The sequence below is a fragment of the Streptomyces sp. NPDC001568 genome, from assembly GCF_042893755.1.
Taxonomy (GTDB): domain Bacteria; phylum Actinomycetota; class Actinomycetes; order Streptomycetales; family Streptomycetaceae; genus Streptomyces.
The window spans coordinates 398,536-420,972 of sequence record NZ_JBIAVF010000002.1; the positions used below are offsets into that span (position 1 = coordinate 398,536).

19 protein-coding genes and 1 tRNA gene are annotated in these 22,437 nt (G+C 72.3%); 12 read left to right on the top strand and 8 right to left on the bottom strand.

All coding sequences use genetic code 11. From position 1 onward, the window contains the following. Positions 1–152 precede the first annotated feature (152 nt). The 4 genes from ACFY0I_RS04900 to ACFY0I_RS04915 all read left to right on the top strand — a co-directional run bounded on the left by ACFY0I_RS04900 (position 153) and on the right by ACFY0I_RS04915 (position 5,764). Positions 153–1,316 (top strand): Gfo/Idh/MocA family protein, encoded by a 1,164-nt coding sequence (locus ACFY0I_RS04900; RefSeq protein WP_388890679.1) that lies wholly within the window; start codon positions 153–155, stop codon positions 1,314–1,316. Further along, entirely contained in the window at positions 1,313–2,473 is a 1,161-nt protein-coding gene (locus tag ACFY0I_RS04905) for a dihydrodipicolinate synthase family protein (RefSeq protein ID WP_388890209.1), read from the top strand. Before ACFY0I_RS04900 ends, ACFY0I_RS04905 begins: the two co-directional genes overlap by 4 nt. Continuing rightward, the gene (locus ACFY0I_RS04910; RefSeq protein WP_388890212.1) at positions 2,470–3,309 is read left to right on the top strand and encodes a sugar phosphate isomerase/epimerase family protein; all 840 of its coding nucleotides are present in this window, start codon (positions 2,470–2,472) and stop codon (positions 3,307–3,309) included. The genes ACFY0I_RS04905 and ACFY0I_RS04910 overlap by 4 nt, the downstream gene beginning before the upstream one ends. Before the next feature lie 61 nt (positions 3,310–3,370). Next, a complete protein-coding gene (locus tag ACFY0I_RS04915) occupies positions 3,371–5,764 on the top strand; it encodes a polysaccharide lyase 8 family protein (protein WP_388890214.1) in 2,394 nt (797 codons plus the stop codon). 65 nt (positions 5,765–5,829) lie between these two features. On the opposite strand, the gene ACFY0I_RS04920 is transcribed toward ACFY0I_RS04915, so the two are convergent. Continuing rightward, positions 5,830–6,735 (bottom strand): hypothetical protein, encoded by a 906-nt coding sequence (locus ACFY0I_RS04920; protein WP_388890216.1) that lies wholly within the window; start codon positions 6,733–6,735, stop codon positions 5,830–5,832. Between the two features lie 263 nt (positions 6,736–6,998). On the opposite strand from ACFY0I_RS04920, the gene ACFY0I_RS04925 reads away from it, so the two are divergent. Both ACFY0I_RS04925 and ACFY0I_RS04930 read left to right on the top strand, forming a co-directional pair. Continuing rightward, positions 6,999–7,379, top strand: a complete 381-nt coding sequence (locus ACFY0I_RS04925) for a VOC family protein (protein ID WP_388890219.1) — start codon at positions 6,999–7,001, stop codon at positions 7,377–7,379. A gap of 193 nt (positions 7,380–7,572) precedes the next feature. Continuing rightward, positions 7,573–7,806 (top strand): hypothetical protein, encoded by a 234-nt coding sequence (locus ACFY0I_RS04930; RefSeq protein WP_388890221.1) that lies wholly within the window; start codon positions 7,573–7,575, stop codon positions 7,804–7,806. Between the two features lie 77 nt (positions 7,807–7,883). Here the strand turns inward: ACFY0I_RS04930 and ACFY0I_RS04935 are convergent, their stop codons facing one another. The 3 genes from ACFY0I_RS04935 to ACFY0I_RS04945 form a co-directional block, all read right to left on the bottom strand. Next, a complete protein-coding gene (locus ACFY0I_RS04935; protein ID WP_388890224.1) occupies positions 7,884–8,669 on the bottom strand; it encodes a tRNA(His) guanylyltransferase Thg1 family protein in 786 nt (261 codons plus the stop codon). Positions 8,670–8,891: 222 nt separating this feature from the next. Further along, a tRNA-Trp gene (locus tag ACFY0I_RS04940) sits at positions 8,892–8,968 on the bottom strand. 55 nt (positions 8,969–9,023) lie between these two features. Next, the gene (locus ACFY0I_RS04945; RefSeq protein WP_388890226.1) at positions 9,024–9,761 is read right to left on the bottom strand and encodes an ankyrin repeat domain-containing protein; all 738 of its coding nucleotides are present in this window, start codon (positions 9,759–9,761) and stop codon (positions 9,024–9,026) included. Positions 9,762–9,874: 113 nt separating this feature from the next. Between ACFY0I_RS04945 and ACFY0I_RS04950 the strand changes: the two genes are divergently transcribed. Both ACFY0I_RS04950 and ACFY0I_RS04955 read left to right on the top strand, forming a co-directional pair. Next, a complete protein-coding gene (locus ACFY0I_RS04950; RefSeq protein WP_388890228.1) occupies positions 9,875–10,387 on the top strand; it encodes a DUF4352 domain-containing protein in 513 nt (170 codons plus the stop codon). A 144-nt stretch (positions 10,388–10,531) separates the two neighbouring features. Continuing rightward, the gene (locus ACFY0I_RS04955; protein ID WP_388890230.1) at positions 10,532–12,187 is read left to right on the top strand and encodes a GMC oxidoreductase; all 1,656 of its coding nucleotides are present in this window, start codon (positions 10,532–10,534) and stop codon (positions 12,185–12,187) included. Positions 12,188–12,261: 74 nt separating this feature from the next. Here the strand turns inward: ACFY0I_RS04955 and ACFY0I_RS04960 are convergent, their stop codons facing one another. Further along, positions 12,262–12,741, bottom strand: coding sequence for a carboxymuconolactone decarboxylase family protein (locus ACFY0I_RS04960; RefSeq protein WP_388890233.1), 480 nt, complete (start codon positions 12,739–12,741; stop codon positions 12,262–12,264). Then, positions 12,738–13,817, bottom strand: a complete 1,080-nt coding sequence (locus tag ACFY0I_RS04965) for a dihydrodipicolinate reductase (protein WP_388890235.1) — start codon at positions 13,815–13,817, stop codon at positions 12,738–12,740. The genes ACFY0I_RS04960 and ACFY0I_RS04965 overlap by 4 nt, the downstream gene beginning before the upstream one ends. Positions 13,818–14,013: 196 nt before the next feature. Here ACFY0I_RS04965 and ACFY0I_RS04970 point away from each other — a divergent pair, with 196 nt between their 5' ends. Next, a complete protein-coding gene (locus tag ACFY0I_RS04970; RefSeq protein WP_388890238.1) occupies positions 14,014–15,339 on the top strand; it encodes a glycoside hydrolase family 18 protein in 1,326 nt (441 codons plus the stop codon). A gap of 148 nt (positions 15,340–15,487) precedes the next feature. Here ACFY0I_RS04970 and ACFY0I_RS04975 read toward each other — a convergent pair whose 3' ends face one another. Continuing rightward, positions 15,488–16,459, bottom strand: coding sequence for a PfkB family carbohydrate kinase (locus tag ACFY0I_RS04975; protein ID WP_388890241.1), 972 nt, complete (start codon positions 16,457–16,459; stop codon positions 15,488–15,490). Between the two features lie 2 nt (positions 16,460–16,461). Continuing rightward, positions 16,462–17,097, bottom strand: a complete 636-nt coding sequence (locus ACFY0I_RS04980; RefSeq protein WP_388890243.1) for a bifunctional 4-hydroxy-2-oxoglutarate aldolase/2-dehydro-3-deoxy-phosphogluconate aldolase — start codon at positions 17,095–17,097, stop codon at positions 16,462–16,464. Positions 17,098–17,185: 88 nt separating this feature from the next. On the opposite strand from ACFY0I_RS04980, the gene ACFY0I_RS04985 reads away from it, so the two are divergent. The 3 genes from ACFY0I_RS04985 (at position 17,186) to ACFY0I_RS04995 (ending at position 22,430) form a co-directional block, all read left to right on the top strand. Beyond that, entirely contained in the window at positions 17,186–18,025 is an 840-nt protein-coding gene (locus tag ACFY0I_RS04985) for an IclR family transcriptional regulator (RefSeq protein WP_388890246.1), read from the top strand. Positions 18,026–18,161: 136 nt separating this feature from the next. Beyond that, a complete protein-coding gene (locus tag ACFY0I_RS04990; RefSeq protein ID WP_388890249.1) occupies positions 18,162–19,844 on the top strand; it encodes a sigma-70 family RNA polymerase sigma factor in 1,683 nt (560 codons plus the stop codon). 129 nt (positions 19,845–19,973) lie between these two features. After that, positions 19,974–22,430, top strand: coding sequence for a Helicase associated domain protein (locus tag ACFY0I_RS04995; protein ID WP_388890251.1), 2,457 nt, complete (start codon positions 19,974–19,976; stop codon positions 22,428–22,430). Positions 22,431–22,437: the final 7 nt, after the last annotated feature.

Sequence of the window (22,437 nt, forward strand, 5' to 3'; positions counted from 1 at the left end):
ATCCGGTGTGGATCTCCATGATGGCGGATTCAGCAAGCGCTTTCTATCACTCGAACGAGGGTTGTCAGGCGCCCCACGCGCGTCCTAGCCTGATCGGAGAGAAAGCGCTTTCTACAGTGATGTCGCTGTCGATGCGAACAGCGGCCGAGCAGATGGAGGGACCCGTGAAGCGCAGGACGATCAAGATCGCGATGAATGGTGTGACCGGGCGGATGGGATACTGCCAGCATCTGGTCCGGTCCCTGCTCGCGCTGCGCGAGCAGGGCGGACTCGACCTCGGTGACGGATCGGTGATCTGGCCGCAACCCGTCCTCGTCGGTCGCCGGGAGTCGGCGCTGCGGGCCATTGCCGAGCGCCACGGTCTGGAGGACATCAGCACCGATCTGGAGTCCGTCCTGGCGGATCCCACGGTGGAGATCTACTTCGACGCCCAGGTGACCGGCGCCCGCGAGCCGGCGGTCCGCCGGGCCATCGCCGCCGGGAAGCACGTCTACTGCGAGAAGCCGTCGGCACTCACCTTCGAGTCGTCGCTGGAGCTGGCCCGGCTCGCCGAGGCAGCCGGGATCAAGCACGGCGTGGTGCAGGACAAGCTCTTCCTGCCGGGCCTGCTGAAGCTGAAGCGTTTGATCGAGGGCGGCTTCTTCGGTGAGATCCTCTCCGTGCGGGGGGAGTTCGGCTACTGGGTGTTCGAGGGGGACTGGCAGTCCGCGCAGCGCCCGTCGTGGAACTACCGCGCGCAGGACGGCGGGGGGATCGTGGCCGACATGTTCCCGCACTGGGAGTATCTGCTGCACGAGCTCTTCGGTCCGGTGCGTACGGTGCAGGCCCTGACCCGGACCCATATCGGTCGCCGTTGGGACGAGGGGGGCAAGCCGTACGAGGCGACCGCGGAGGACGCCGCCTACGGCATCTTCGAGTTGGAAGGTGGCGCCGTCGCCCAGATCAACTCTTCCTGGGCGGTGCGGGTGCACCGTGACGAACTGGTGGAGTTCCAGGTCGACGGCACGCACGGATCGGCCGTCGCGGGTCTGCGCGGCTGCCGGATCCAGCACCGCGCGGCGACACCCAAACCGGTGTGGAATCCGGATCTGCCACAGGCCGAACCCTTTCGCGCCCAGTGGCAGGAGGTACCGGACAACAGCCCACCGGACAACGGCTTCAAGGCGCAGTGGGAGCTCTTCCTGCGTCATGTCGTGCGGGACGAGCCCTGGCGGTGGGACCTGCTCGCGGGGGCCCGCGGGGTGCAATTGGCCCAGCTGGGACTACGGTCCTCGACCGAGGGCCGGCGGCTCACGGTGCCCGAGGTGACCCTGTGAAGGGCATCCGGCTCCCGTCCGCGGACGGTGGGTTGCGGCTGCACCGGCCCAACACCGCGCCGCTACCGCCCTTGGCCGCCGCACCTGCCCGCACCCGCGTGTTCCACGCCGCGGTCCACGTGGTGGCCGACCCGCTCGCCGCGTCGGTGGACAGCCGGGCGGTGGTCGACTGGGAAGGCACGCTCGCCTTCCGGCGCCGGGTGTGGGAGCAGGGACTCGGGGTCGCGGAGGCCATGGACACAGCCCAGCGCGGAATGGGCCTCGACTGGCCGGTGGCGGCCGAACTGATCCGCCGCTCGGCGGACGAGGCCCGGTCCGTGGGAGGGCGGATCGTCTGCGGAGTGGGCACGGACCAGCTCCCTCCGGGGAAACCGCACTCGCCGGCCGCGATCACCGGTGCCTACGAGGAACAACTCGCCCACACCGAGGCCTGCGGCGCCCGGGCCGTCCTGATGGCGTCGCGGGCGCTGGTCGCGACGGCCCGCGGCCCCGAGGACTACATGGAGGTGTACGGCGAGCTCCTCCGGCAGAGCGCCCACCCGGTCGTGTTGCACTGGTTGGGGCCGATGTTCGATCCCGAGCTGGCGGGTTACTGGGGGCACGAGGACCTGGACGCGGCCGTGGAGGTCTTCCTGAAGATCGTCCACGAGTGTCCGGAGAAGGTCGACGGCGTCAAGGTCTCCCTGCTGGACGCGGAACGGGAAGTGGAGATCAGACGGCGCCTGCCGGCCGGGGTCCGCTGCTACACCGGCGACGACTACCACTATCCGGAACTCATCGCCGGCGACGGGCGGTTGGCCAGCGACGCGCTGCTGGGAATCTTCGATCCCCTCGCTCCCATCGCCGCCAGGGCCGCGATCGCCCTCGACGAAGGGGACTCGGTGCGCTTCCGCGAACTGCTGGACCCGACGGTCGCACTGGCCCGGCACCTGTTCGCGCGGCCCACCCGCTACTACAAGACGGGGGTGGTACTGCTGGCCTGGCTGGCAGGACATCAGGACCACTTCACGATGGTGGCCGGGCTCCACGCGGCCCGCTCCCTCCCCCACCTGGCGACCGCCTACGAACTGGCCGACCGGCTCGGCCTGTTCCCCGACCCCGGGCTCGCCGAGGCCCGGATGCGCGGGCTCCTCCAGGTGTACGGGGTGTCCTCGTGAACGGCGCGACGGCTCCGGCCCGCCTCAGCCTCAACCAGGAGACGATCCGCCAGTGGTCGCTGCCCGATCTGGTCGCCGGGTGCACGGCGGCAGGAGTGGGCGCGGTGGGGTTGTGGCGTGAGCCGGTACGCGAGTTCGGCCTGCGGGAGACGGCGAAGCTCGTCACGGGGGCGGGGCTGCGCGTCACCTCGCTGTGCCGGGGCGGCTTCTTCACCGCCGTCGACCCGGCGGGCCGGGCGGCGGCGCTCCAGGACAACCGGCGGGCGGTGGAGGAGGCGGCCGAGCTGGGGGCCGATGTCCTGGTCCTGGTCTCGGGTGGTCTGCCGGCAGGCGACCGAGACCTGGTGGGCGCGCGGCATCGCATCGTCGACGTGCTCGGCGATCTGGTGCCCTGGGCCAGCGGGTTCGGTGTACGGCTCGGGATCGAGCCGCTGCATCCGATGTTCGCGGCGGACCGCTGTGTGGTCTCCACCCTGGGCCAGGCCCTCGACATCGCCGAGCAGTTCCCCGCCGAGCGGGTCGGGGTCGTCGCGGACTCCTACCACCTGTGGTGGGACGAGAGGCTGCCCGGTGATCTGCGGCGCGCCGGTGCGGGCGGGCGGATCGTGTCGGTGCAGGTGGCCGACTGGGTGACTCCGCTCCCCGCGGGAGTGTTGCTCGGCCGGGGGCAATTGGGTGACGGCTGCGTCGACCTGAGGGCCTTCAGGGAGCTGGCCGACGCGGCGGGCTACCGGGGGCAGGTGGAGGTGGAGATCTTCCATCCGGGTCTGTGGGCGCGGGACGGCTCCGAGGTGCTTCGGGAGGTGGTCGACCGCTACCGGCGACACGTCGAGTAGGTCGGGGAGCAGCGTGCGCGGTGACGCCGGGGAACGGTACGGACCGGATCAGGAGGTTGCGGTGAAAAGGGTGTGGAGCAGGCGTTCCTTCCTCTCTGCGGCGGGCGGGGGTGCGCTGGTGTTCGCAGGGCCCGCGGGGCGGGCGGATGCCGGGCCCGCGGGCGAGGTCCACGAGGCGATGCGTACGGCCTGGCGCGGCCTCGTCCTGGGCGGCGGGTTCCCCGCCACGGAGGAGCCGTTCCGTTCACGGCTCGCCGAGCTCGGCGAGCAGGCGGGCGGATGGGCCACCGCCATGGCCCCGTCACCCGGATCGCTCTGGCCGGATCTCGGGTATGCCACGGACCCCGAGAAGATGATGCAGAGCTACTACCGGCTGCGGACGATGGCGGAGGGCTACCTGCGTCCCGGAACCGGTCTCACCGGGGACGGCGGGCTGCTGGCGTCCCTGCTGTCCGGATTGGACCATCTGCACACGGAGGTCTACCACGCGGGCCAAGTGCGGTACGGCAACTGGTACTGCTGGCAGATCGGCGCCCCCCAGGCCCTGCTCGACCTGTGCGTCCTGCTGTACGAGGAGTTGGGTGCGGCCCGCCTGGGCCGCTTCTGCGCGGCCGTCGACCATTTCGTGCCGGACTCCGCCGTCGCCTCGTACAGCGGTACCAGTACGGGCGCGAACCGAGTGGACCTGTGCCGGGTGCTGGCCCTGCGCGGGGTGGTCGGACAGGACGACGCGAAGACCGCCCTGGCCCGCGATGCTCTCTCCCCCGTCTTCCCGTACGTGACCACGGGCGACGGGCTGTACCGGGACGGCTCCTTCGTCCAGCACACGTGGGTGCCCTACACGGGGACGTACGGTGCGGTGTTCCTCGGTGGGCTGGGCATGCTGTTCGCGCTCCTGAAGGACACTCCCTGGCGGATCACGGATCCGGGGGCGCAGACCGTCCTGGATGCCGTGGAGCGGGCCTGGGCGCCCTTCCTCTTCAACGGGCTGGTCATGGACTCCGTGTCGGGGCGGGCCGTCAGCCGGGGGCTGCTCGTCTCGGACGCCCGCCAGGTCCAGCAGGACGACCACACGCGGGGGCACGCCGTGCTGGCCGGAATCCTGCTGCTCGCCGAGGGGGCGAGCGCCACCGAGCGGATCCGGTGGCGGGGCTTGGTGAAGGGGTGGACGGCTCGCTCCTATTACAGCCACCCCCTGGCGGACAGGACGCTCGGGCTGTCCGCCCTCGCCCGGCTCGCCGATCTCCGGACCGACCCCACGGTGGCGCCCGCGCCCGAGCCGGTCGGGCATCGGCTCTTCGCCTCCATGGACCGGGCCACCCATCGGCGGCCGGGGTGGGCCGCCTCCCTGTCCATGGCGTCCCGGAGGATCGCCCATTACGAAACGGGCAACGGTGAGCACCTGCGCGGCTGGCACACCGGAAGCGGAATGCTGTCCTGGTGGGGCTCCACCTACGGCAACGGCCAGTATTCCGACGCCTTCTGGCCCACGGTCGATCCGTACCGGCTACCGGGCACGACGGTGGCCCGCAAGGTCCTCGCCGACGGGGCGGGCGGCGACTGGGGCGCCTCCCGGCCGGATGCCGCCTGGGTGGGCGGGAGCACCGACGGGGAGTTCGCAGCTGTGGGGCAGCACCTGCGGGGCCTGGGAAGCACGCTCGAAGCCCGCAAGTCCTGGTTCTTCCTCACGGACACGGTCGTCTGCCTGGGGGCGGGCATCCGTGCCTCCGACGGTGTTCCCGTGGAGTCGGTCGTCGACAACCGCAACCTGGGAGCGGCGGGCACCCATGCCCTGACCATCGGTGGCATCGTCCAGCCGGCCCGGTCCGGCTGGTCGGCCACCTTCACCGCCCCGGGCTGGGCCCATCTGGCGGGCTTCGGCGGGTACGTCCTGCACGGGCCGGGATCCTTCAAGGCGCTGCGGGAGGAACGCACCGGCCGGTGGAGCGACATCAACCGGGGCGGGGCGGCCACCGCCCTGACCCGGCGCTACGCCACCCTCTGGTACGACCACGGCAGGGACCCGGTCGACGCCGGGTACCTCTACCAGCTGCTCCCCGGGGCGGACACGGCCCGGACGGCGGCACGGGCCGCCGAGTCGGCCTGGTTGACCCTGCTCGCCAACTCCGCCGCGGGCCAAGGGGTGTCCGTTGCTCCGCTCGGCTTCACCGGCGTCAACTTCTGGCAGGCGGGCGCCGTCGGACCCTTGGAAGCGAGCGGTCCCTGTTCGGTCATGGTGCGGGTGAGGGGCGACGGCACCGCCTCCCTGTGCGTCGCGGACCCGGCCCGGGCCCTGGGCGCACTGACGCTGGTGTGGCACCGACCGGTCGCCACTGTGCTGTCCCGGCCGCCGAGCGTGGTCTCGGCGGTCGCGGGAAAGCAGCTGCGGATCGAATTCGGGAGCCTCACCGGATCGGCCGGATCAACCCAGCAGGTGGTGGTCCGGCTGGGTTGACGAGGCCCTGTGAACGCAGGTCAGGAAGGGGAGGGGAGGGGCGCAGCCGTGCGGGGAGGGAGGGGTCAGTTCGCGTAGTCGTACTTCATGCCGATGCCGAGGGTGCCCTGGGCGGGCAGCAGACCGGTTCCGACGACGTCGAGTACGGGAGGCAGGAGCAGTTCCGCGAGTCGTGCCGTCTCCCGTGCCGTGAGCCCGGACCACGGGGCGGAGGCGAGGTCCTCGGTGAGCCGCTCGACGGCGGTGCGCAGGGCGAGACCCCCCTCGGTGGCCGAGCCCTCCTCGGCCAGCAGCCCTCGCGCGGCGAGCCGGTCCCGGGCCGCACTCCACTCCTGGGCGGACCAGCCCCGGCCCTCGAAGGCCTCCACCGGGGCGGCCCCGACACCGGCCTGGAGCACCAGCGCCTCGACCGCGTCGAGGTGGTGGGCCTGGAGGGCGACGAGGTGGCCGTCTCCCCGGTGCTCGCGGAGGATCGTCGCCGCGTGCCAGAGCACACCGTGCGGGGTCTGCGGCCAGGGCAGGGCGGCGTTGGCGGCTGCCAGCGGCCGGCCCGCGGTCCGGGCGGCCTCTGCGGCTCGCCGGGCGATCCGTGCGGCCTCCGCCAGGTCCGGGGAGTCGATCCGGTCTCCGAGTACGGACCGCGAAGCCCGGTCGATGGCTGTCGCCCGGGCAGCGAGGACCTGCTCCGGCGGGGCGGTGCGCCATGCCTGACTCACGTACCGCTCCACCATGGACGGGGCGAAGCTGTAGAAGAGGGAGGTGACCAGCGGGGGTGCGACCGCGCCGAGGGGCGCGGCACGGAAGGCGAAGTAGAGGGGCCACCGGTCTCCGGTGTCGTAGCCCAGGCCCCCCGCCTCCTCATAGGACTCCGGAGCGAAGTAGATGAGGGCGTGCATCGGTTCGAGCAGTTGCCACAGCTGCCGGACGGTGGCCGGCGCATGTGGCCCGTCGTGCTGAGTTCCCGATGTCATCTTGCGCTCCCCCAGAGGCATTTGGCGGTCATCAGTACGGAGGGCAGCCTAGGCTTCGCTCCGCCCTCGGGGCCGATCTTTTCACCATGCGGGCTTGGTCGCGCTGTGTGGGCACCTGCCGGAGCGGGGGTCGACGGACCCGTACCCCGCTGGACTTCACCCGCGGGTGCTGTTTAGGGTCGTGTCCGACGGCATCGCGTGTCGGTCACCGACCGGGTGAGGCATGGAGGTGTCCGTGACATGCCTTTCGGAGGCATTCACCCATGTCTGTTCAGCTCAATCACACGATCGTTCACTCCCGTGACAACCGGGAGTCGGCCACCTTCCTGGCCCACATCCTCGGTCTCGAAGTCGGCGCCGAATGGGGCCCGTTCATCATGGTGACCACCGAGAACGGGGTCACCCTGGACTTCGCGACCATCCCGGCCGAATCCATCGTGACGCAGCACTACGCGTTCCTGATCTCGGAGGAAGAGTTCGACGTCGCGTTCGAGAAGATCCAAGCTGCGGGGATCGCGTACTTCGCCGATCCGCACGGCAAGCAGCCGGGCGAGATCAACCACAACGACGGCGGCCGCGGGGTCTACTTCCCGGACCCCTCCGGGCACGGGATGGAAATCATCACCCGCCCGTACGGCGGCTGAGCGCCCGAGCAGCGAAACAGCTGAGCGCCCGAGCAGCCGAGTGACCGGGTGGCCAACCGGCTGAGCGGCCAACCGGCTGAGCGGCAGTTTTCGGATCTCCGGCCCTGCCCTGGAAGGGGGACGGTGCCGCCGCTCGGTGTGCACGACCGAGCCGCAGCCGGTACCCGGGCGTCCCAGCAGCGATGATGGGTGCATGAGCAAGCCCCCTGCCTCCCGTCATCGTCTCCGCCTAGAGAACCACCAGGGCGACAGTCACCCGGAGAGCCTCGGTCAGGCACATCAGCCCCTGTCCGGCCTCACCACCGTGACCTGCGCCTGCGGCCTGCGGAGCGATCCGCTCCCCAGCGACGACGCCCGTCTCGTCTACGAGCAGCACCGTTACCTCATCCGTGACGAGGTGACCCAGCAGACGTCGTCCCCTCGGTAACCCGGCGGGCCACCCCACGAAGTGCGGTGGCCCGCCGGTGCCCGTCACCGCACCCGGCGGCGGCGGGCCCCACCGCTCTAACGGCCCGTCACGGACAGGGCCGGCAGGTCGGGAATCATCCCGGCCAGCCACCCCGTGGGCTCAACCGTGAACTGTGGCGCTCCGGACACCTCCCACCACGAGCGGACGGCAGTGGTCCGCACGGTCTCCCGGGTGCGCTTGTCGACGTACTCGACCGACCGTTCGCCGGTGAGCCTGGTCGCGACCTGCCCGCGTTTGCAGGCGTCGGGATAGTCGTTCCAGTGCACGCCCTTCTCCGAGCGCAGGAGTCCCTTCAGCTCGCCGGTGGACACCCGGTGGAGGCGCTTGTGCGGGAAGTGGGCCTGCGCCGCCATGGCGACACTGTTGCGGACGGCGTCCCGCTGGCGCCACAGGAAGTAGTTCGCCACCTCCACCGGATCCGTCATGGTGAACACGCGCGCGTCGAACAGCGCCCGACGGCCCGGGCGCCGCTCGTTGAGGACGGCCGTGGCCAGGGACGCCGAAACGGACAGTTGCTTGGCCACCACCCCGCCGAACCAGGGCTCGGTCGCGGGCGTGGCGAAGTCGGTGAGGAGCAGGCTGATCTCGTCGGACTGCGTGTAGGCGATTGCCGCGCCCGCCGCCTCCGCGCAGAGCGCTTCGGTGACGGCGCCCATGTCCTGCACGAACGCCATGTCGAACGGTTTGTCGGCGTCCCGCAGGTAGGTGTGGAAGGCCCGGCCGTCGAGGCGGAGGATCGTGTAGGTCGAGCGCGGCAGGACCGTCCTGTGTGCGGCCTCGTACCGCTTCATGCGGTCGCCCAGCGCGGTCGTGTCGCTCATCGTGATCCCCCGGTTCGGTGAGCGGCCAGGCTATCGGGGCCTGCGACCCGGGGCCTGCGCATTCACCCGCCGCGAAGGGCCCGACAGGCACACCCGGCAGACACAAAGACACGAAAGCAGGAAGGCACGGACCGGGCGGACAGCAAACGACGAACGCCCGGGCGGAAGGTGATCCCGCCCGGGCGTTCGTCGTTTGCGCTCTGCTACCGCGTCGTTCACATGTGGCAGGGGCGGCAGGAGTCGAACCTGCGACCTACGGTTTTGGAGACCGTTGCTCTGGCCAGCTGAGCTACACCCCTTCGGCGAGACCAACCATGACACGACGCCGCCCGAAGATCCACATGTTTCAGGGGGTCAACCGGATGAAATTTCGGCTCGGGTGACAGCGCCCCGCGCACGAAGCCAGTCGCCGAGCGAGGCGTCCGCGCTGGTCAGCGCCACATCGAGGGGGGTCAGGTCGTCGTAGCCGATCCAGTTGATGTCCGCGCCTCGGGACAACAGGTACTGGGCCGTGGACAGGTGGCCGCCTTGGCAGGCCCCCCAGAAGGCACTCGTGATGTCGTCCGGGGGCGCGGGCGAGGCGGCGAGCAGGGCGGTTACGCGGTCGAGCAGCCCCAGGGTCGCGGCGTCGTGGAGGTCGGCGCGGGCTCCGTGCGCCAGCAGCCGGTGGGCGGCCCTCCACTGTCCGAAGGCGCGGGCGTCGGCGAGCGGGGTGCCGCCACCGATGACGCCGCCCCGGGCCTCGATGTCGGCGCCGGCCTCGACGAGGGCGTCGAGGGCGGGAACGTCGTCGTTGCTCGCGGCCCAGTGCAGCGGGGTCTCCTCGTGGGCGCCCACGAACCTCGCCGTCGGGTCCGCGCCGGCTGCCACGAGGGCACGGATGACCTCGGCCGTGCGCGGGTGGTGGCCGGGCCAGTCGGTCGCGATGTGCAACAGCCCGCGCTCCCCCGCGGCCGCGCCGCGCCGGACGATACGGATGGTCGCGAGCCCGGGGTCGGCGTCCAGCAGCCGTCGCAGTGCGGGGAGGTCTCCGGTGCGGATGGCGGCCGTGACGGCGATCGCCCGCGGATCGTCCGATTCGAGTACCTGCATCCGTCCAGGCTACGGTCTGCCGCGCGACCGGCGCTGGTGGCAGGAGGAACGGGCGCGGAGGATCGTGGGAGGAAAGGGGAGGCGTGAGGGGGGGAGGGAGTGAGGTCCCCGCCGTGCACCACCGCAGCCCCCGCCTCCACCCCCGCGCTCTGCTCCTCCTCGTCCTCGGCGCTCTCTTCCCGCTCCTCCTGGTGGCCGCCGGTCCCGGCGGCGGCTCGGGCGAGACGGTCCCCCTCGACGGAAACCGGCCGGGCGCGCGCCTCGACGTCACCCTGACCCGGGTCGTCGACCCGGCGGCGCCCTCGGCAGCCGGCACGAACGCCGACGGCGGGGCCGAGCGGCTGGTGTCGGTCGCGCTGCGCCTGGAGAACACCGGCACGGTTGCCTACGAGGACTCCCCCGCGCCCGCCACCCACCTGCTCGACGCCGACGGCCACCGGTTCACCGGGACCAACGAGTCGACCACGGCGGGCAGGTCGTTCCCCGCCTCCCTGACCCTCGCCCCCGGCGACTCGGCCGACGGCTTCGTCACCTTCCGTCTGCCGTCGGACGCCCGCCCGGCCGCGGTGCAGTTCGCACTCGACGCCGGGCTCGCCGACGACGTCGGCCACTGGAGCCTTCCCTGACCCCTCGCCCCGCACCCGCGCCTCCGGATCCTCAGGCTCCCCAGCAACCGGAATCAGTCACAAGTTACCTCGCCGTATGTAGTGACTTACCAAGCACCCAACAGTAGAACTTGTTCTCACTCCGTCGAGAGTGAGGAACGTCACATGAGTGACAAAGGCCTGAACAGCAAGGTTTCCAACGGTGTTTCCCGTCGCGGATTCATCGCTGGAACTGGTTCTATTCTGGGAGCCATGGCTCTCACGGTCAACGCGACCCCGGCCCACGCCGGGGCCGCCGCGGGAGCCGCCGTCGCGAACGCGCCCATCGAGTCCGGGGCCCGTGTCCCGGCCCTGGTCATCGGCACCGGGTACGGCGGCTCCGTCGCCGCGCTGCGCCTCGCCCAGGCGGGTGTCGACGTACACATGATCGAGATGGGCATGGCCTGGGACACCCCGGGCACCGACGGGAAGATCTTCGCCAACACCACCAAGCCGGACTACCGTTCCTACTGGCTGCGCACACGGACGAAGGCCCCGCTCAGCAACTTCCTCGGCTTCCCCATCGACAAGGACGTCCCGAAGTACACGGGCATCCTCGACGCCGAGGAGATGGGCGGGATCATCGTCTACCAGGGTCGCGGCGTCGGCGGCGGCTCGCTCGTCAACGGCGGCATGGCGGTGACGCCCAAGCGGCAGAACTTCGCGTCGATCCTGCCGTCCGTGAACGCCGACGAGATGTACAACACCTATTACCCGCGCGCCAACGCCGGCCTCGGGGTGAGCCTCATCGACCCCAACTGGTTCGAGACGGTGGACTGCTACCAGTTCTCCCGCGTCGGTCGCAAGCACGCCCAGCGCTCCGGCTTCCCCTTCGTGTTCGTGCCGGACGTCTACGACTGGGACTACATGAAGAAGGAGGTCGCCGGTACCGTCCCCAAGTCCGCGGTGGCCGGTGAGATCCTCTACGGCAACAACGCCGGTAAGAAGTCCCTCCAACAGACCTACATCGCCGCGGCCCGCGCCACCGGCAAGGTCAGCATCTCGCCCCTGCACCGGGTCACCACCGTCTCCCCCTCGGCCGGTGGCGGCTACACGGTCGTCATCGAGCAACTGGACACCACGGGCGCCACGATCACCACCAAGACCGTCGTCGCCGACAAGGTGTTCTTCGCGGCCGGCAGCGTCGGCACGAGCAAGCTGCTCGTGAAGCTGAAGGCCACCGGAGCGCTGCCGAACCTCAACAACGAGATCGGCAAGGGCTGGGGCGACAACGGCAACGTCATGTGCGGCCGCGCCAACCACATGTGGGACGCGACGGGGAAGGTCCAGGCCTCCATCCCCTGCGGGGGCATCGACAACTGGGACGCCGGTGGGGCCTTCGCCGAAGTGGCGCCGCTGCCCACCGGGATCGAGACGTACGCCTCGTTCTACCTGTCGATCACGAAGAACCCGCACCGTGCCGAGTTCACCTGGGACGCCGCGGCGCAGAAGGTGGGCCTGAACTGGCAGACCTCCTGGAAGCAACCGTCCATCGACATGGCGAAGAGCATCTTCGACAAGATCAACTCGAAGGAAGGCACGATCTACAGGACCGACCTCTTCGGCCTGAACAAGATCTGGGGCGACCACCTCACCTACCACCCGCTGGGCGGTGCGGTGTTGAACAAGGCGACCGACAACTACGGTCGTCTGCACGGGCACCCCGGCCTGTACGTGATCGACGGAGCGCTGATCCCCGGCAACACCAGCGTCAACCCGTTCGTGACGATCACGGCGCTCGCCGAGCGCAACATCGAGAAGATCATCGCCACGGACCTCTAGCGGGGGCCCGACGACGACGGGGCCGGCCGGACTCTCCGGCCGGCCCCGCACCACGTCGGTCGCCCCGTACCGGCTCAGCTGCCCGGCAGCATGCACACGCTGTCGAGCCCCAGCACGTGGTTCAGGCGCCCGAAGGCGAGCCAGGAGCCGATGCTCATGCTCAGCTCGACGATCTCCAACTGGCTGTAGTGCGCGGTCATCCGCTCCCAGAACTCCTCGTCGAGGTTGTGGTGGTCCAGGGCGTAGCGTTCCGCGTACTCGGCGGCCAAGCGGGTGCGGTCGTCGAAGGCCTTGGTGGTGCGCCACTCGGTGACCGCGTCGGCGAACTCCTCCTCGACCTTCTCCCCGTCCCGGTCGGTGCGCCAGTCGAGGCAGAAGACGCACCCGTTGATCTGCGCGATGCGCAGTCGGGCCGCCTCGAACTCCCGCAGGCCCAGGGTGGTGTGGGCGTAGACGGAGAGGGAGAAGTTGGCGGCTGCCATGCCGATGCCGGGAACCATGTCCCCCCATACGTACTCGATGGGGTGCTGCCCCTCGGGAATGTCGATGTTCACGGCTGCTTCCTTCCGAGTTTGCCGACTGCGGGACGCAGCGGGATGTCGAGCGCGTCGTAGAGTCCGGGTTCGGCGGCCACGAGCCAGTCGATGGCCCCGACCAGCCGGCCGACCGCGGTGGCGTTGCCGCCCGCGGAGCGGTTCTCGCCCTCGTCGGTCGCCTCGATGGTGACCTCGATGCGGGGGCGCCCTTCGATGATCACGCGGTGGGCCCCGGCGCCGTCCGGCGGACTGGGCCAGTCGGGGGCGCAGGAGGCGTGGATGCGGGTGACGTGTTCGATGACGATGCGGGGTTCGCCCTCGACGATGCCCTGGACCTCGAAGCGGATGGCGCCCTGGGTGCCGGCTTCGAAGTCGCCCATGGTCCGGGTGGTGACGGTGGTGTCCAGGGCGCGGCGGTCGGAGGTCTCGCGGATCTCGTCGAGTTCGACGCCGAGGGCGCGGGCCATCATGCGGACCTGCCCTCCCCAGACCATGGTGGGGACCGAGGGCATGAGCATCATGGGCTCGAAGTCCATCGGTTGGCCCATGCCGACGAGGTAGCGGACCGAGTCCGGTTGGTCGTACGTGGAGTAGTCGAAGATCTCCTGGCAGCGGATCACGTCGATGGTGGTGCCGAGGCCGCTCAGCAGCAGCGGAAGGACGTCGTTGCCCCAGCCGGGGTCGACTCCGGAGGCGAAGAGGGAGCCGCCGCCCTCCGCGACGGCGGCGAGCACCGGGTCGCGGAACTCCGGTGGGGCGTTGCGGTGGTCGTAGAGCGGGTAGAGGGCGGGGCTGACGACGGCCGCGCCGGCGGATACGGCGCGCACCAGGTCGGCGAGCGCGTCGTCGGGGCGGACGTCGCCGGACGCCGCGTACACGACGGCGGCGGGTCGGGCGGCGAGCACCGCTTCGACGTCGTCGGTCGCCGCCACCCCCAACAGGTACTCGAGACCGGCGAGTTCGCCGGCGTCGCGGCCGACCTTGTCGGGGTTGTGGACGATCACTGCCGTGAGTTTGAGCGCCGGGTGGGCCTCGACGGCGCGGATCGCCGCGCGGCCTACGTTGCCCGTGCCCCAGACCACCGTGGAAATCATGCGCGGAGGGTAGCGAGGAGCTCATGAGGTGCCCAGGGCCGTGAACGATGAATTTCGGACGGACCCCCCGGCGGGCGTAATCCGAGGTGGACACCCCCTTGACCCAGATGGTCCAGACCAATAGTTTCCGGATTGCACAGCGCACGCGTTACGCACGGCTCAGGAGCACCACTCCCCGGATCCGCAAAGGAAGCCCATGCGCCGCAGCACGATCGGCAGACTCGCCGTCGCCGCCTGCTCCCTCTCCCTGCTGACCGCCTTCGCACCCGCCGCCACCGGCGCGCAGGGCGACAGCGCCGGTCACGGCCGCACGTACAAGAAGGTCGGATACTTCACGCAATGGGGCGTCTACGGACGTGACTTCCAGGTCCAGGACCTCGATGCGAACGGGACCGCGGGCAAGCTCACCCACATCAACTACGCCTTCGGCAACGTCAGCGCCGAGGGGAAGTGCTTCACCGGCAACGTGGCCGGTCAGGCCGACGCCTGGGCGGACTACGCGCGCCCGCTGGACGCCGCGAACTCCGTGGACGGGGTGGCCGACACCGCGGAGCAGCCCCTCGCGGGCAACTTCAACCAGCTCAAGGAGCTCAAGGCCAAGCACCCGAACCTCAAGGTGCTGATTTCGCTCGGTGGTTGGAGCTGGTCCACCCACTTCTCGGACGCCTCCCTCACCCCTGCCTCCCGCAAGGCCTTCGTGGAGTCCTGCATCGACCTGTACGTGAAGGGGAACCTGCCGCAGGACGGCGCGCGGGGTGGCGCCGGAGCGGCAGCGGGGGTGTTCGACGGCATCGACCTGGACTGGGAGTGGCCCGGTTCCGAGGCGAACACCGGCACCACGTTCCGGCCCGAGGACAAGCGCAACTTCACCGAACTGGTCAAGGAGTTCCGCACGCAGCTCGACGCCTACGGGCGCGCCCAGAAGCGGAAGTACGAGCTGACGGCCTTCGTCCCGACCGCCCCCGCGAAGATCGACGCAGGCTTCGACGTCCGCCGGATCATGCGCGACCTGGACTTCGTCAACCTCCAGGGCTACGACTTCCACGTGTCGGGCGAGAAGAACACCGCCCAGCAGTCGGCGCTGTACGCCCGGAAGGACTTCAGCGTGGACGGCACGGTCCGGGCCTGGCGCGACCGGGGGGCGCCCGCGCACAAGCTGGTGGTCGGCATGCCGTTCTACGGGCAGGGCTGGACCGGGGTCCGCGGCGGCGGTGACGGCATCGGGCAGCCCGCGACGGGGCCGGCGCCGGCGACCTGGGCGGCGGGGTACGAGGACTACAAGGTCCTCAAGCAGCTCGCGGACTCGGGGACGTACAAGGTCCACCGCGATCGGCGCGGCGGCCACGCCTGGCTGTTCGACGGCACCACCCTGTGGACGTACGACGACCCGCAGGTGCTGCGGCGCAAGGCCGAGTACGTCCGCGACGAGGGCCTGGGCGGCGCGATGTTCTGGTCCCTGGACGGCGACACCGCCGACGGTGAACTGACGAAGGCCGTCGACCGGGGCCTGCGGGGCCACTGACGGGTCGGGCCGGCCGGTGGATCCTCGGATCCACCGGCCGGCCGACCCCCCTTACCGGCGCCGCCGGGCCGCGAACATCGCACCGGCCCGGCGGCGCCCACCACGTGGCCGCCGCGCGTGAGGAACTGGGCGAAGGCCGCGGCGGCCCTCACGAGGGGCCCCGGTGGGTCCTCGCCAGGGCCGCCGTTTCGGCGAAGGCGGGGACGCGGCCGGTGCCGCCGCGGCCGGACACCGACAGGGAGGCGGCGGCCGTGCCGTAGGACACCGCGTCGGCGAGGGTGTCGCCGAGGACGAGGCGGGCGGTGGTGGTGCCGGTGAAGCAGTCCCCTGCGCCGGTCGCGTCGACGGCGTGCGGGTTCACGGGGACGGGGTGGTGGGCCACCCCGCTGCCGTCGTCCAGGAGCAGCCGGCCCGCGCCCGCGGTGATGGCGACGGCGCGGGCGCCCAGGGCCCGGCAGCGGGCCGCCGCGGTGGCCGGGTCGGCGGTGTCCACCAGGGCGAGGGCGTCCCCCGGGCAGGAGGTCTTGAGCAACCCCGTCAGCGGGGCGATCCGGGCCAGCAGCTCCCGGGCCTGGTCCCGCCCGGTGAGCCGGGCGCGGTAGTTGGGGTCGTACGTGAGGTGGCCGCCGGCCTCGTGCACGGTCCGGGCGGCCTCCAGCACGGCTTCGCGTGCGGTCGGGGAGAGGGCGCCGGTGATCCCGCTGGTGATGAGGGAGCGGGCGGACGTCAGCAGGGAGCGCCAGGAGTCGACGTGGGACGGGGCGAGTGTGGAGCCGGCGCCCGCGGTGCGCCAGTAGACGAACTCGCGCTCTCCCTCGGTGTCGGCGCAGAGCAGGTAGGCGCCGTTGGGGCGCGGGGCCCGGCGGACGTGGGAGACGTCCACGCCGAGGTCGGTGGCGCGGCGCAGCAGCGGGACGCTGAGGTCGTCGTCGCCGACGACGGCCAGCAGGGCGGTACGGGCTCCGGCGGCCGCGGCGGCGGCCGCGGCGTTGAGCGCGTCGCCGGAGTAGGAGATGCGGGCCGGGGTGCCGTCGACGGCTTCGCGCGGGGCGGTGTCGGTGTGGATCTCGACCAAGACCTCGCCGAGGACGAGGACGTCGTAGTCCGGGGAGGCGGGCACGGTCAACGCTCCCGGGCGCAGTCGGCGCAGCACGGACCGGCCAGTTCCGCGAAGACGGCGGCCAGTTCGGCCGGGTCGTCGGGCAGGCCGTTGCCGATGCCGACGGCGCCCGCTCCGGCGGCGAGCCACTCCCGGACCTCGCCCGGCCGGATGCCGCCGGTCGGCACGAGGAACGCGTCGGGCAGGACGGCCTTGAGGGAGCGGATGAATCCGGGGCCGCCCACGTGTGCCGGGAAGACCTTGGCCGCTCCCGCGTGGCGGGCGGCGGCGGCGATCTCACCGGGGGTGAAGCCCCCTTCGACGAACACGGCGTCGTGCCGCGCGGCGAACTCGCGGACCTCGGGCGCCGGGTAGGGGGAGATCAGGAAGCCGGCGCCGGCGGCGAGGGCTTCCCGCGCCTGGTCCGAGGTGGTGATCGTGCCGACGCCGATGAGGGCGGGGCGTCCGTGCGCGTCGGTGAGCGGGGCGGTGCGGGCGACGGCCGTGGCCCAGCCGGGGGTGGAGGTGGTCAGCTCTACGGCGCGGCAGCCCGCTGCGAGCAGGGCGCCCGTGCGTCGGACGGCCTCGTCCGGGCCGGGGTCGCGCAGCACCGGGAGCAGGCGCTGGGCGGCCATCACCGCGTACGGATGACAGGACATCGGACCCCCCGATTTGTTCCACGTAGCGGAACTGCATATCGTGTAATGGAACTCAGTGGTCCAGACCTTACACACCCAGGGAGCCCGCGTGTCAACGGAGCGAGCACCGTCGACGGACCCGGCGTACGAAGACGGCCCCGCCGGTCCGGGCAACCTGGCCGGCCCCGCTCCCCGGACCGGCGGCCGGACTTCGGCGGCCGGGTCCGCGCTGGAGAAGTCGTTGCGGATCCTGGAGGCCGTGGCGGCGCCCGGCGGGCCGCACCGGCTGACGGACGTCATGACGGCGGCGGCGGTACCCAAGTCGAGCACCTTCCGCATCCTGGCGGCGCTGGTGGAGCAGGGCTTCGTACGCTCCGCCGGCGACGGCCGTTACGGGGTGGGCCCACGGCTGCGCGGGCTGTCCGCCATGGTCGGCGGCGGCGAGCCGGCGAGCGTCCAGCAGATCCTGGACGAGCTGCGGCAGGCCACGGGCCAGACGGTGCACCTGGCCCTGCACAGCGGAGAGACCATCACCTACATCCACAAACTGGAGAGCGGTCAGCCCTTCCGCACCGCCTCCCGGATCGGCATGCGGGTGCCGCTGCACACCACGGCCATCGGCAAGGCCGTCCTCGCCCATCTCCCCCCGCGGGAGTCGACGGAGCTGCTCGGGGCCACCGGGTTGCCCGCGCGCACGCCGCGAACGCTGACCACCGCGAAGGCCCTGGCCGCCGAACTGGAAGCGGTACGGCAACGCGGGTTCGCCGTGGACGACGAGGAGAACGAGCCGACGATCCGGTGCATCGGCGCGGCCGTCCTCGGCGCCGACGGTCGCCCGGTCGGCGGAGTCTCGGTGACCACCGTCACGTTCCTGGTCTCCCGGGAGGAGATCGAGGCGTACGCCCCGGCCCTGCGCGCCGCCGCGGAGGCGCTGACCCCCCTGCTGTGACCACCGGCGGGCGCGGCGGAGGCGCTCGCGGAGCCGGCGCCGAAAACTTCTTCCGGATAAGTGTTATCGGGGCCCCTCTCGACGGTCTCCCGGTTATTGGGCATCATCGACCGCCGGTACGGACAGGGACTTTCACATGAGCACACAGCACACGGCAGCACTGGTGGCAGCAGCCCGCGCGGGCGATCCCCGCGCGCAGGACGAGCTCGTCAGCGCTCACCTGCCGCTCGTCTACAACATCGTCGGCCGGGCTCTGAACGGGTCCTGCGACGTGGACGACGTCGTGCAGGACACCATGCTGCGGGCGCTCGACGGACTGGGCGGACTGCGGTCGGACGAGAGCTTCCGCTCCTGGCTGGTCGCGATCACGATGAACCGGATCAGGGCGCACTGGCAGGCCCGCTCCGGCGGGCCCGGCGAGAGCGGGCTGGAGGAGGCCGGTGACGTCGCCGACCCGGGCGCCGACTTCGCCGACCTGACCGTCGTCCGGCTCCACCTGTCGGGTCAGCGGCGCGAGACCGCCCGGGCGACGCGCTGGCTGGAGCCCGACGACCGGGCGCTGTTGTCCCTGTGGTGGTTGGAGTGCGCCGGTGAGGTGACCCGGGCCGACGTCGCCTCGGCGCTGGAGCTGAGCCCGCAGCACACCGCGGTGCGGGTGCAGCGGATGAAGGCGCAGCTGGAAGCCGCCCGGGTGGTGGAGCGGGCCCTGGACGCGCAGCCCCCGTGCGACGGGCTGCGCGCGATGACGGCCGGCTGGGACGGGCGTCCCTCGGCGCTGTGGCGCAAGCGAATAGCCCGGCACGCCCGCGAGTGCCTGCGCTGCTCGGGGCTGTGGAACGGGCTGGTGCCCGCGGAGGGGTTGCTGGCCGGGCTGGCCCTGGTGCCCGTCACGGCGGCGCTGCTGGCGGGCGTACGGTCGGCCGTCGCGGCCGGCTGGACCCCGGTCCCGGCCGCCTCGTTCGCCGACGCGGCGACGCAGCTCACCCCGGTGGTGTCGGGGCCGGGCCGCGCCGCGCGCCGCAGGACGGGTGACGGCGGCCCCGGCGCAGAGGCGGCGGCCGGCCGCGGGGTGGTGCGCAAGCGGCGCCAGAACCGACGCCGGGCGATCGGCGGCGCGGTCGTCGCCGCCTGTGTGGCGGGCGGCGGGCTGGTCTACCTGGGCTCGCTCCCCGGCGCGGGAGACACCGAGGCGACCGGAGCCGCCCCCGCCTCTCCGGCAGCCCTGTCGGCGCCCGACACCGGGGCCCCGCTGCCCTCCGTCCCGGCCTCCCCCTCCGCTTCCGTTTCCGGGTCGGCCTCGCCCTCCCCGTCGGTCTCCGCTTCGCGGTCCGCCTCGCCGTCGCCGTCCGTCGTCAAGTCCTCCTCGGCGGCGCCCTCGCCGACGCGGAGCAACCCGCCGACCACGAAGGCCGCCGCGCCGGCTCCGGCGCCCGCCCCGCAGGGTGTCGTCGGCCAGGTACTGGCCCTGGCCAACTCCGAGCGGGCAGCCGCCGGCTGCGGCCCGCTCAAGGACGACGCGCAACTGCGCTCGGCCGCCCAGGCGCACTCGGCGGACATGGCGCAGCGGAACTTCTTCGCGCACACCAACCCCGACGGGGCCGACCCCGGGGCCCGGACGACCGCGTCCGGGTACCGCTGGTCGACGTACGGCGAGAACATAGCCAAGGGCCAGCAGACCGCGCAGGCGGTGATGGACTCGTGGATGAAGAGCCCGGGGCACCGCGCGAACATCCTCAACTGCTCCTTCAAGGACCTGGGCGTGGGCATGCAGCCGGGCGCCGGCGGCCCTTGGTGGACGCAGAACTTCGGCGCGCGCTAGACCGCCCCGAGGTCGCTCCGCCGGCCGCTCTCCCGGCCCGCCCGCGCTCCGTCACCCCGCTGACTCAAAATCCGGGCAAGATGGGACCTGGAGCCGAAGGGGCAGATGAGAGCGGGTGGGGTGAGAGCAGTGGCGAGCAAGGAACTGCGACCGCACCAGCGCGAAGCCGTCGACGCCGTGGTCCGCGCGCTTCAGCTGCCCGCGGACGGCCGGCTTCCGGAGCGGGGCCTGCGGACCCAGGTGATCATGGCCACCGGGTCCGGCAAGTCCCTCGTCGCGGTGCGCTCCGCCGAGGAGTTGCGGGCGCGGCGGGTGCTCGTCCTGGTGCCCTCCCTGGACCTGCTGGTGCAGACGGTGGCCGCCTGGCGCGAGGGCGGCCGAACCGGCCGGGCCTTCGCCGTCTGCTCGCTGCGCGGCGAGGACGTGGGCCTGCCCACGACCACCGATCCGGCCGAGCTCGCCCGGTGGGCCAGCGGGCCGGCGCAGCGGGTGACCGTGTTCGCCACGTACGCCTCGCTGGGCCTGGGCACCATCGAGCGGGCGCATCGGGCGGCCCTGCCGTCCTGGGACCTGATCGTGGTCGACGAGGCCCACCGGACGTCCGGGCGGATCGGCAAGCCCTGGGCGGTGGTGCACGACAACGCCCGGATCGCGTCCGTCCGGCGGCTGTACATGACGGCGACGCCCCGCGTGTGGCGCGACGGCGAGGACGCCGAGTACGCCGAGGGGACGGAGGACGGCGAGGGAACGGTCGGCGCCGAGGGCCTGCGGGGCGGGGGGGCCCTCGTCGCGTCGATGGAGGACGATCCGCTGGGGCCGTTCGGCGCGCGCTGCCACACCCTGTCCCTGTCGGAGGCCATCGACCGGGGGATCTGCGCCCCGTACCGCGTCGTGTGCGTGGACGTCTCGGATCCGGGGTTCCGTTCGGCGCTGCTGCTGGGCACGGACAGCCGCTCGGACGAGGTGCGCGGGATGCGGTTGGCGGCCTTGCAGGCGGCGCTGGTCAAGGCGGCGGCCGACCAGGGATTCCGGCGGACGCTGGTCTTCCACCACCTGACGAAGGAGGCCGAGGCCTTCGCGGCGGGGCTGCCCGCCGTCGCGGCGCGGATGCGGGCGACGAGCCGAAGCCCGTTGCCCCCGTACCCGCGCACGGTGTGGGCGGACTGGTTGAGCGGGCAGCACGCGGCCGGGCACCGGCGGCGGGTGCTGGAGGCGTTCGCCGACGACCGGATCGCCGACAAGGCCTTCCTCGGGAGCGTCCGGGTGCTGGGTGAGGGGGTGGACACCAAGGAGTGCGACTCCGTCTTCTGGGCCGACGTGCGCGGCTCCATGCCGGACCTGGTGCAGGCCGTCGGCCGGGCGTTGCGGATCCGGCCGGGCGAGGGGAAGGTCGCCTCGCTGGTCGTTCCGGTCCTGCTGGGTCCCGGAGAGAGCCCCGAGTCGATGCTGACCTCCCGCGCGTACGGCGACCTCGCCCGGCTGCTGGAGGCGCTGCGGGCGCACGACTCCCGGCTCGTGGAGGCGTTGGCCCAACCGCAGGCGGCCAGCCGGACGCCGGCGCCCTCGGGTACGGCGGGGCCGTACACCGGTCCCGGCCCGGGAGCGGCGGCCCTGCTGAGCTTCTCCACGCCCCACGACCCGGCGCTGCTGGCCGCGTTCATCCGGCTGCGCGTGCTGAACCCGGAGCACACGCGGTGGCGGCGGGGCGCGGAGGCGGCCCGGGTCTACGCCGCCGCGGCCGGGAACCTGAAGGTGCCGTTCGCGTACAAGGTCCCGGCGGTCGAGGGGCTGCCGGCGGCCCTGGCGGGGTTTCCGCTCGGCCAGTGGATCGCCGACGCGCGGCGCACGTACCGCAGGGGCGCGTTGGGCCGGGAGCGGACATGGGAGCTGGACGAACTCGGCATGGTGTGGAACCACTTCGACGTGGCCTTCGAGGAGGGGCTCGCGGCGGCCCGGGCCTGGGCCGCCGACCACGGGCACCTGCTGCCGCCCGTGGAGGCGACCTGGCGGGGCGTTCCCGTCGGGGTGTGGGTCAAGAACAACCGGGCCGCGGCCCGCCGGGAGGGGCCCGGGGCGCTGTCGCGGGAGCGGCGGGAGGCCCTGGAGGAGATCGACCCGTCCTGGTGTCCGGCCTGGGACATCGGCTGGCAGCGGGCCTTCCTGCTGACCCGGGCCCATCGGGACGCGGGCGGCCCGATGCCCCCGGAGCCCGGCCGCGTGGTGGTCCAGGGCGAGGACCTGGGCCAGTGGGTACGGGCCCAGGGGCTGGGCTGGGACCGGCTGGTGTGGGCCCAGCGGTGGCTGCTGGAGCACACGCTGGGCCTGGCCCCCGCGGCCCCGGCGGAACGCCCCCCGCCACGCCGCAGTCACGCGGCTGCCTGGGCCGATCACCTGGAGGCCGCCCGGCGGTTCCACGCCCGGGAGCGGCACCTGCGGGTGCCCCGTACGCACGTGGAGTCCGTCGGCGACCGCGAGGTGCGGCTCGGCGCGTGGATCGCGAACCAGCGCGCCCGGGCCGGGAGCCTCGCCCCGGACCGGACGGCCGCCCTGAGCGCCCTCGGCATGCGCTGGTCCGCGTCCCCCTGATCGGTCG

Bases quoted from the DNA above. Each gene is read 5' to 3' on its own strand.
- ACFY0I_RS04970 (WP_388890238.1), top strand. From the start codon at position 14,014: ATGCGCCGCAGCACGATCGGCAGACTCGCCGTCGCCGCCTGCTCCCTC.
- ACFY0I_RS04980 (WP_388890243.1), bottom strand. From the start codon at position 17,097: ATGTCCTGTCATCCGTACGCGGTGATGGCCGCCCAGCGCCTGCTCCCG.
- ACFY0I_RS04935 (WP_388890224.1), bottom strand. From the start codon at position 8,669: ATGAGCGACACGACCGCGCTGGGCGACCGCATGAAGCGGTACGAGGCC.
- ACFY0I_RS04945 (WP_388890226.1), bottom strand. From the start codon at position 9,761: ATGCAGGTACTCGAATCGGACGATCCGCGGGCGATCGCCGTCACGGCC.
- ACFY0I_RS04920 (WP_388890216.1), bottom strand. From the start codon at position 6,735: ATGACATCGGGAACTCAGCACGACGGGCCACATGCGCCGGCCACCGTC.
- ACFY0I_RS04925 (WP_388890219.1), top strand. From the start codon at position 6,999: ATGTCTGTTCAGCTCAATCACACGATCGTTCACTCCCGTGACAACCGG.
- ACFY0I_RS04900 (WP_388890679.1), top strand. From the start codon at position 153: ATGGAGGGACCCGTGAAGCGCAGGACGATCAAGATCGCGATGAATGGT.
- ACFY0I_RS04930 (WP_388890221.1), top strand. From the start codon at position 7,573: ATGAGCAAGCCCCCTGCCTCCCGTCATCGTCTCCGCCTAGAGAACCAC.
- ACFY0I_RS04990 (WP_388890249.1), top strand. From the start codon at position 18,162: ATGAGCACACAGCACACGGCAGCACTGGTGGCAGCAGCCCGCGCGGGC.
- ACFY0I_RS04955 (WP_388890230.1), top strand. From the start codon at position 10,532: ATGAGTGACAAAGGCCTGAACAGCAAGGTTTCCAACGGTGTTTCCCGT.
- ACFY0I_RS04965 (WP_388890235.1), bottom strand. From the start codon at position 13,817: ATGATTTCCACGGTGGTCTGGGGCACGGGCAACGTAGGCCGCGCGGCG.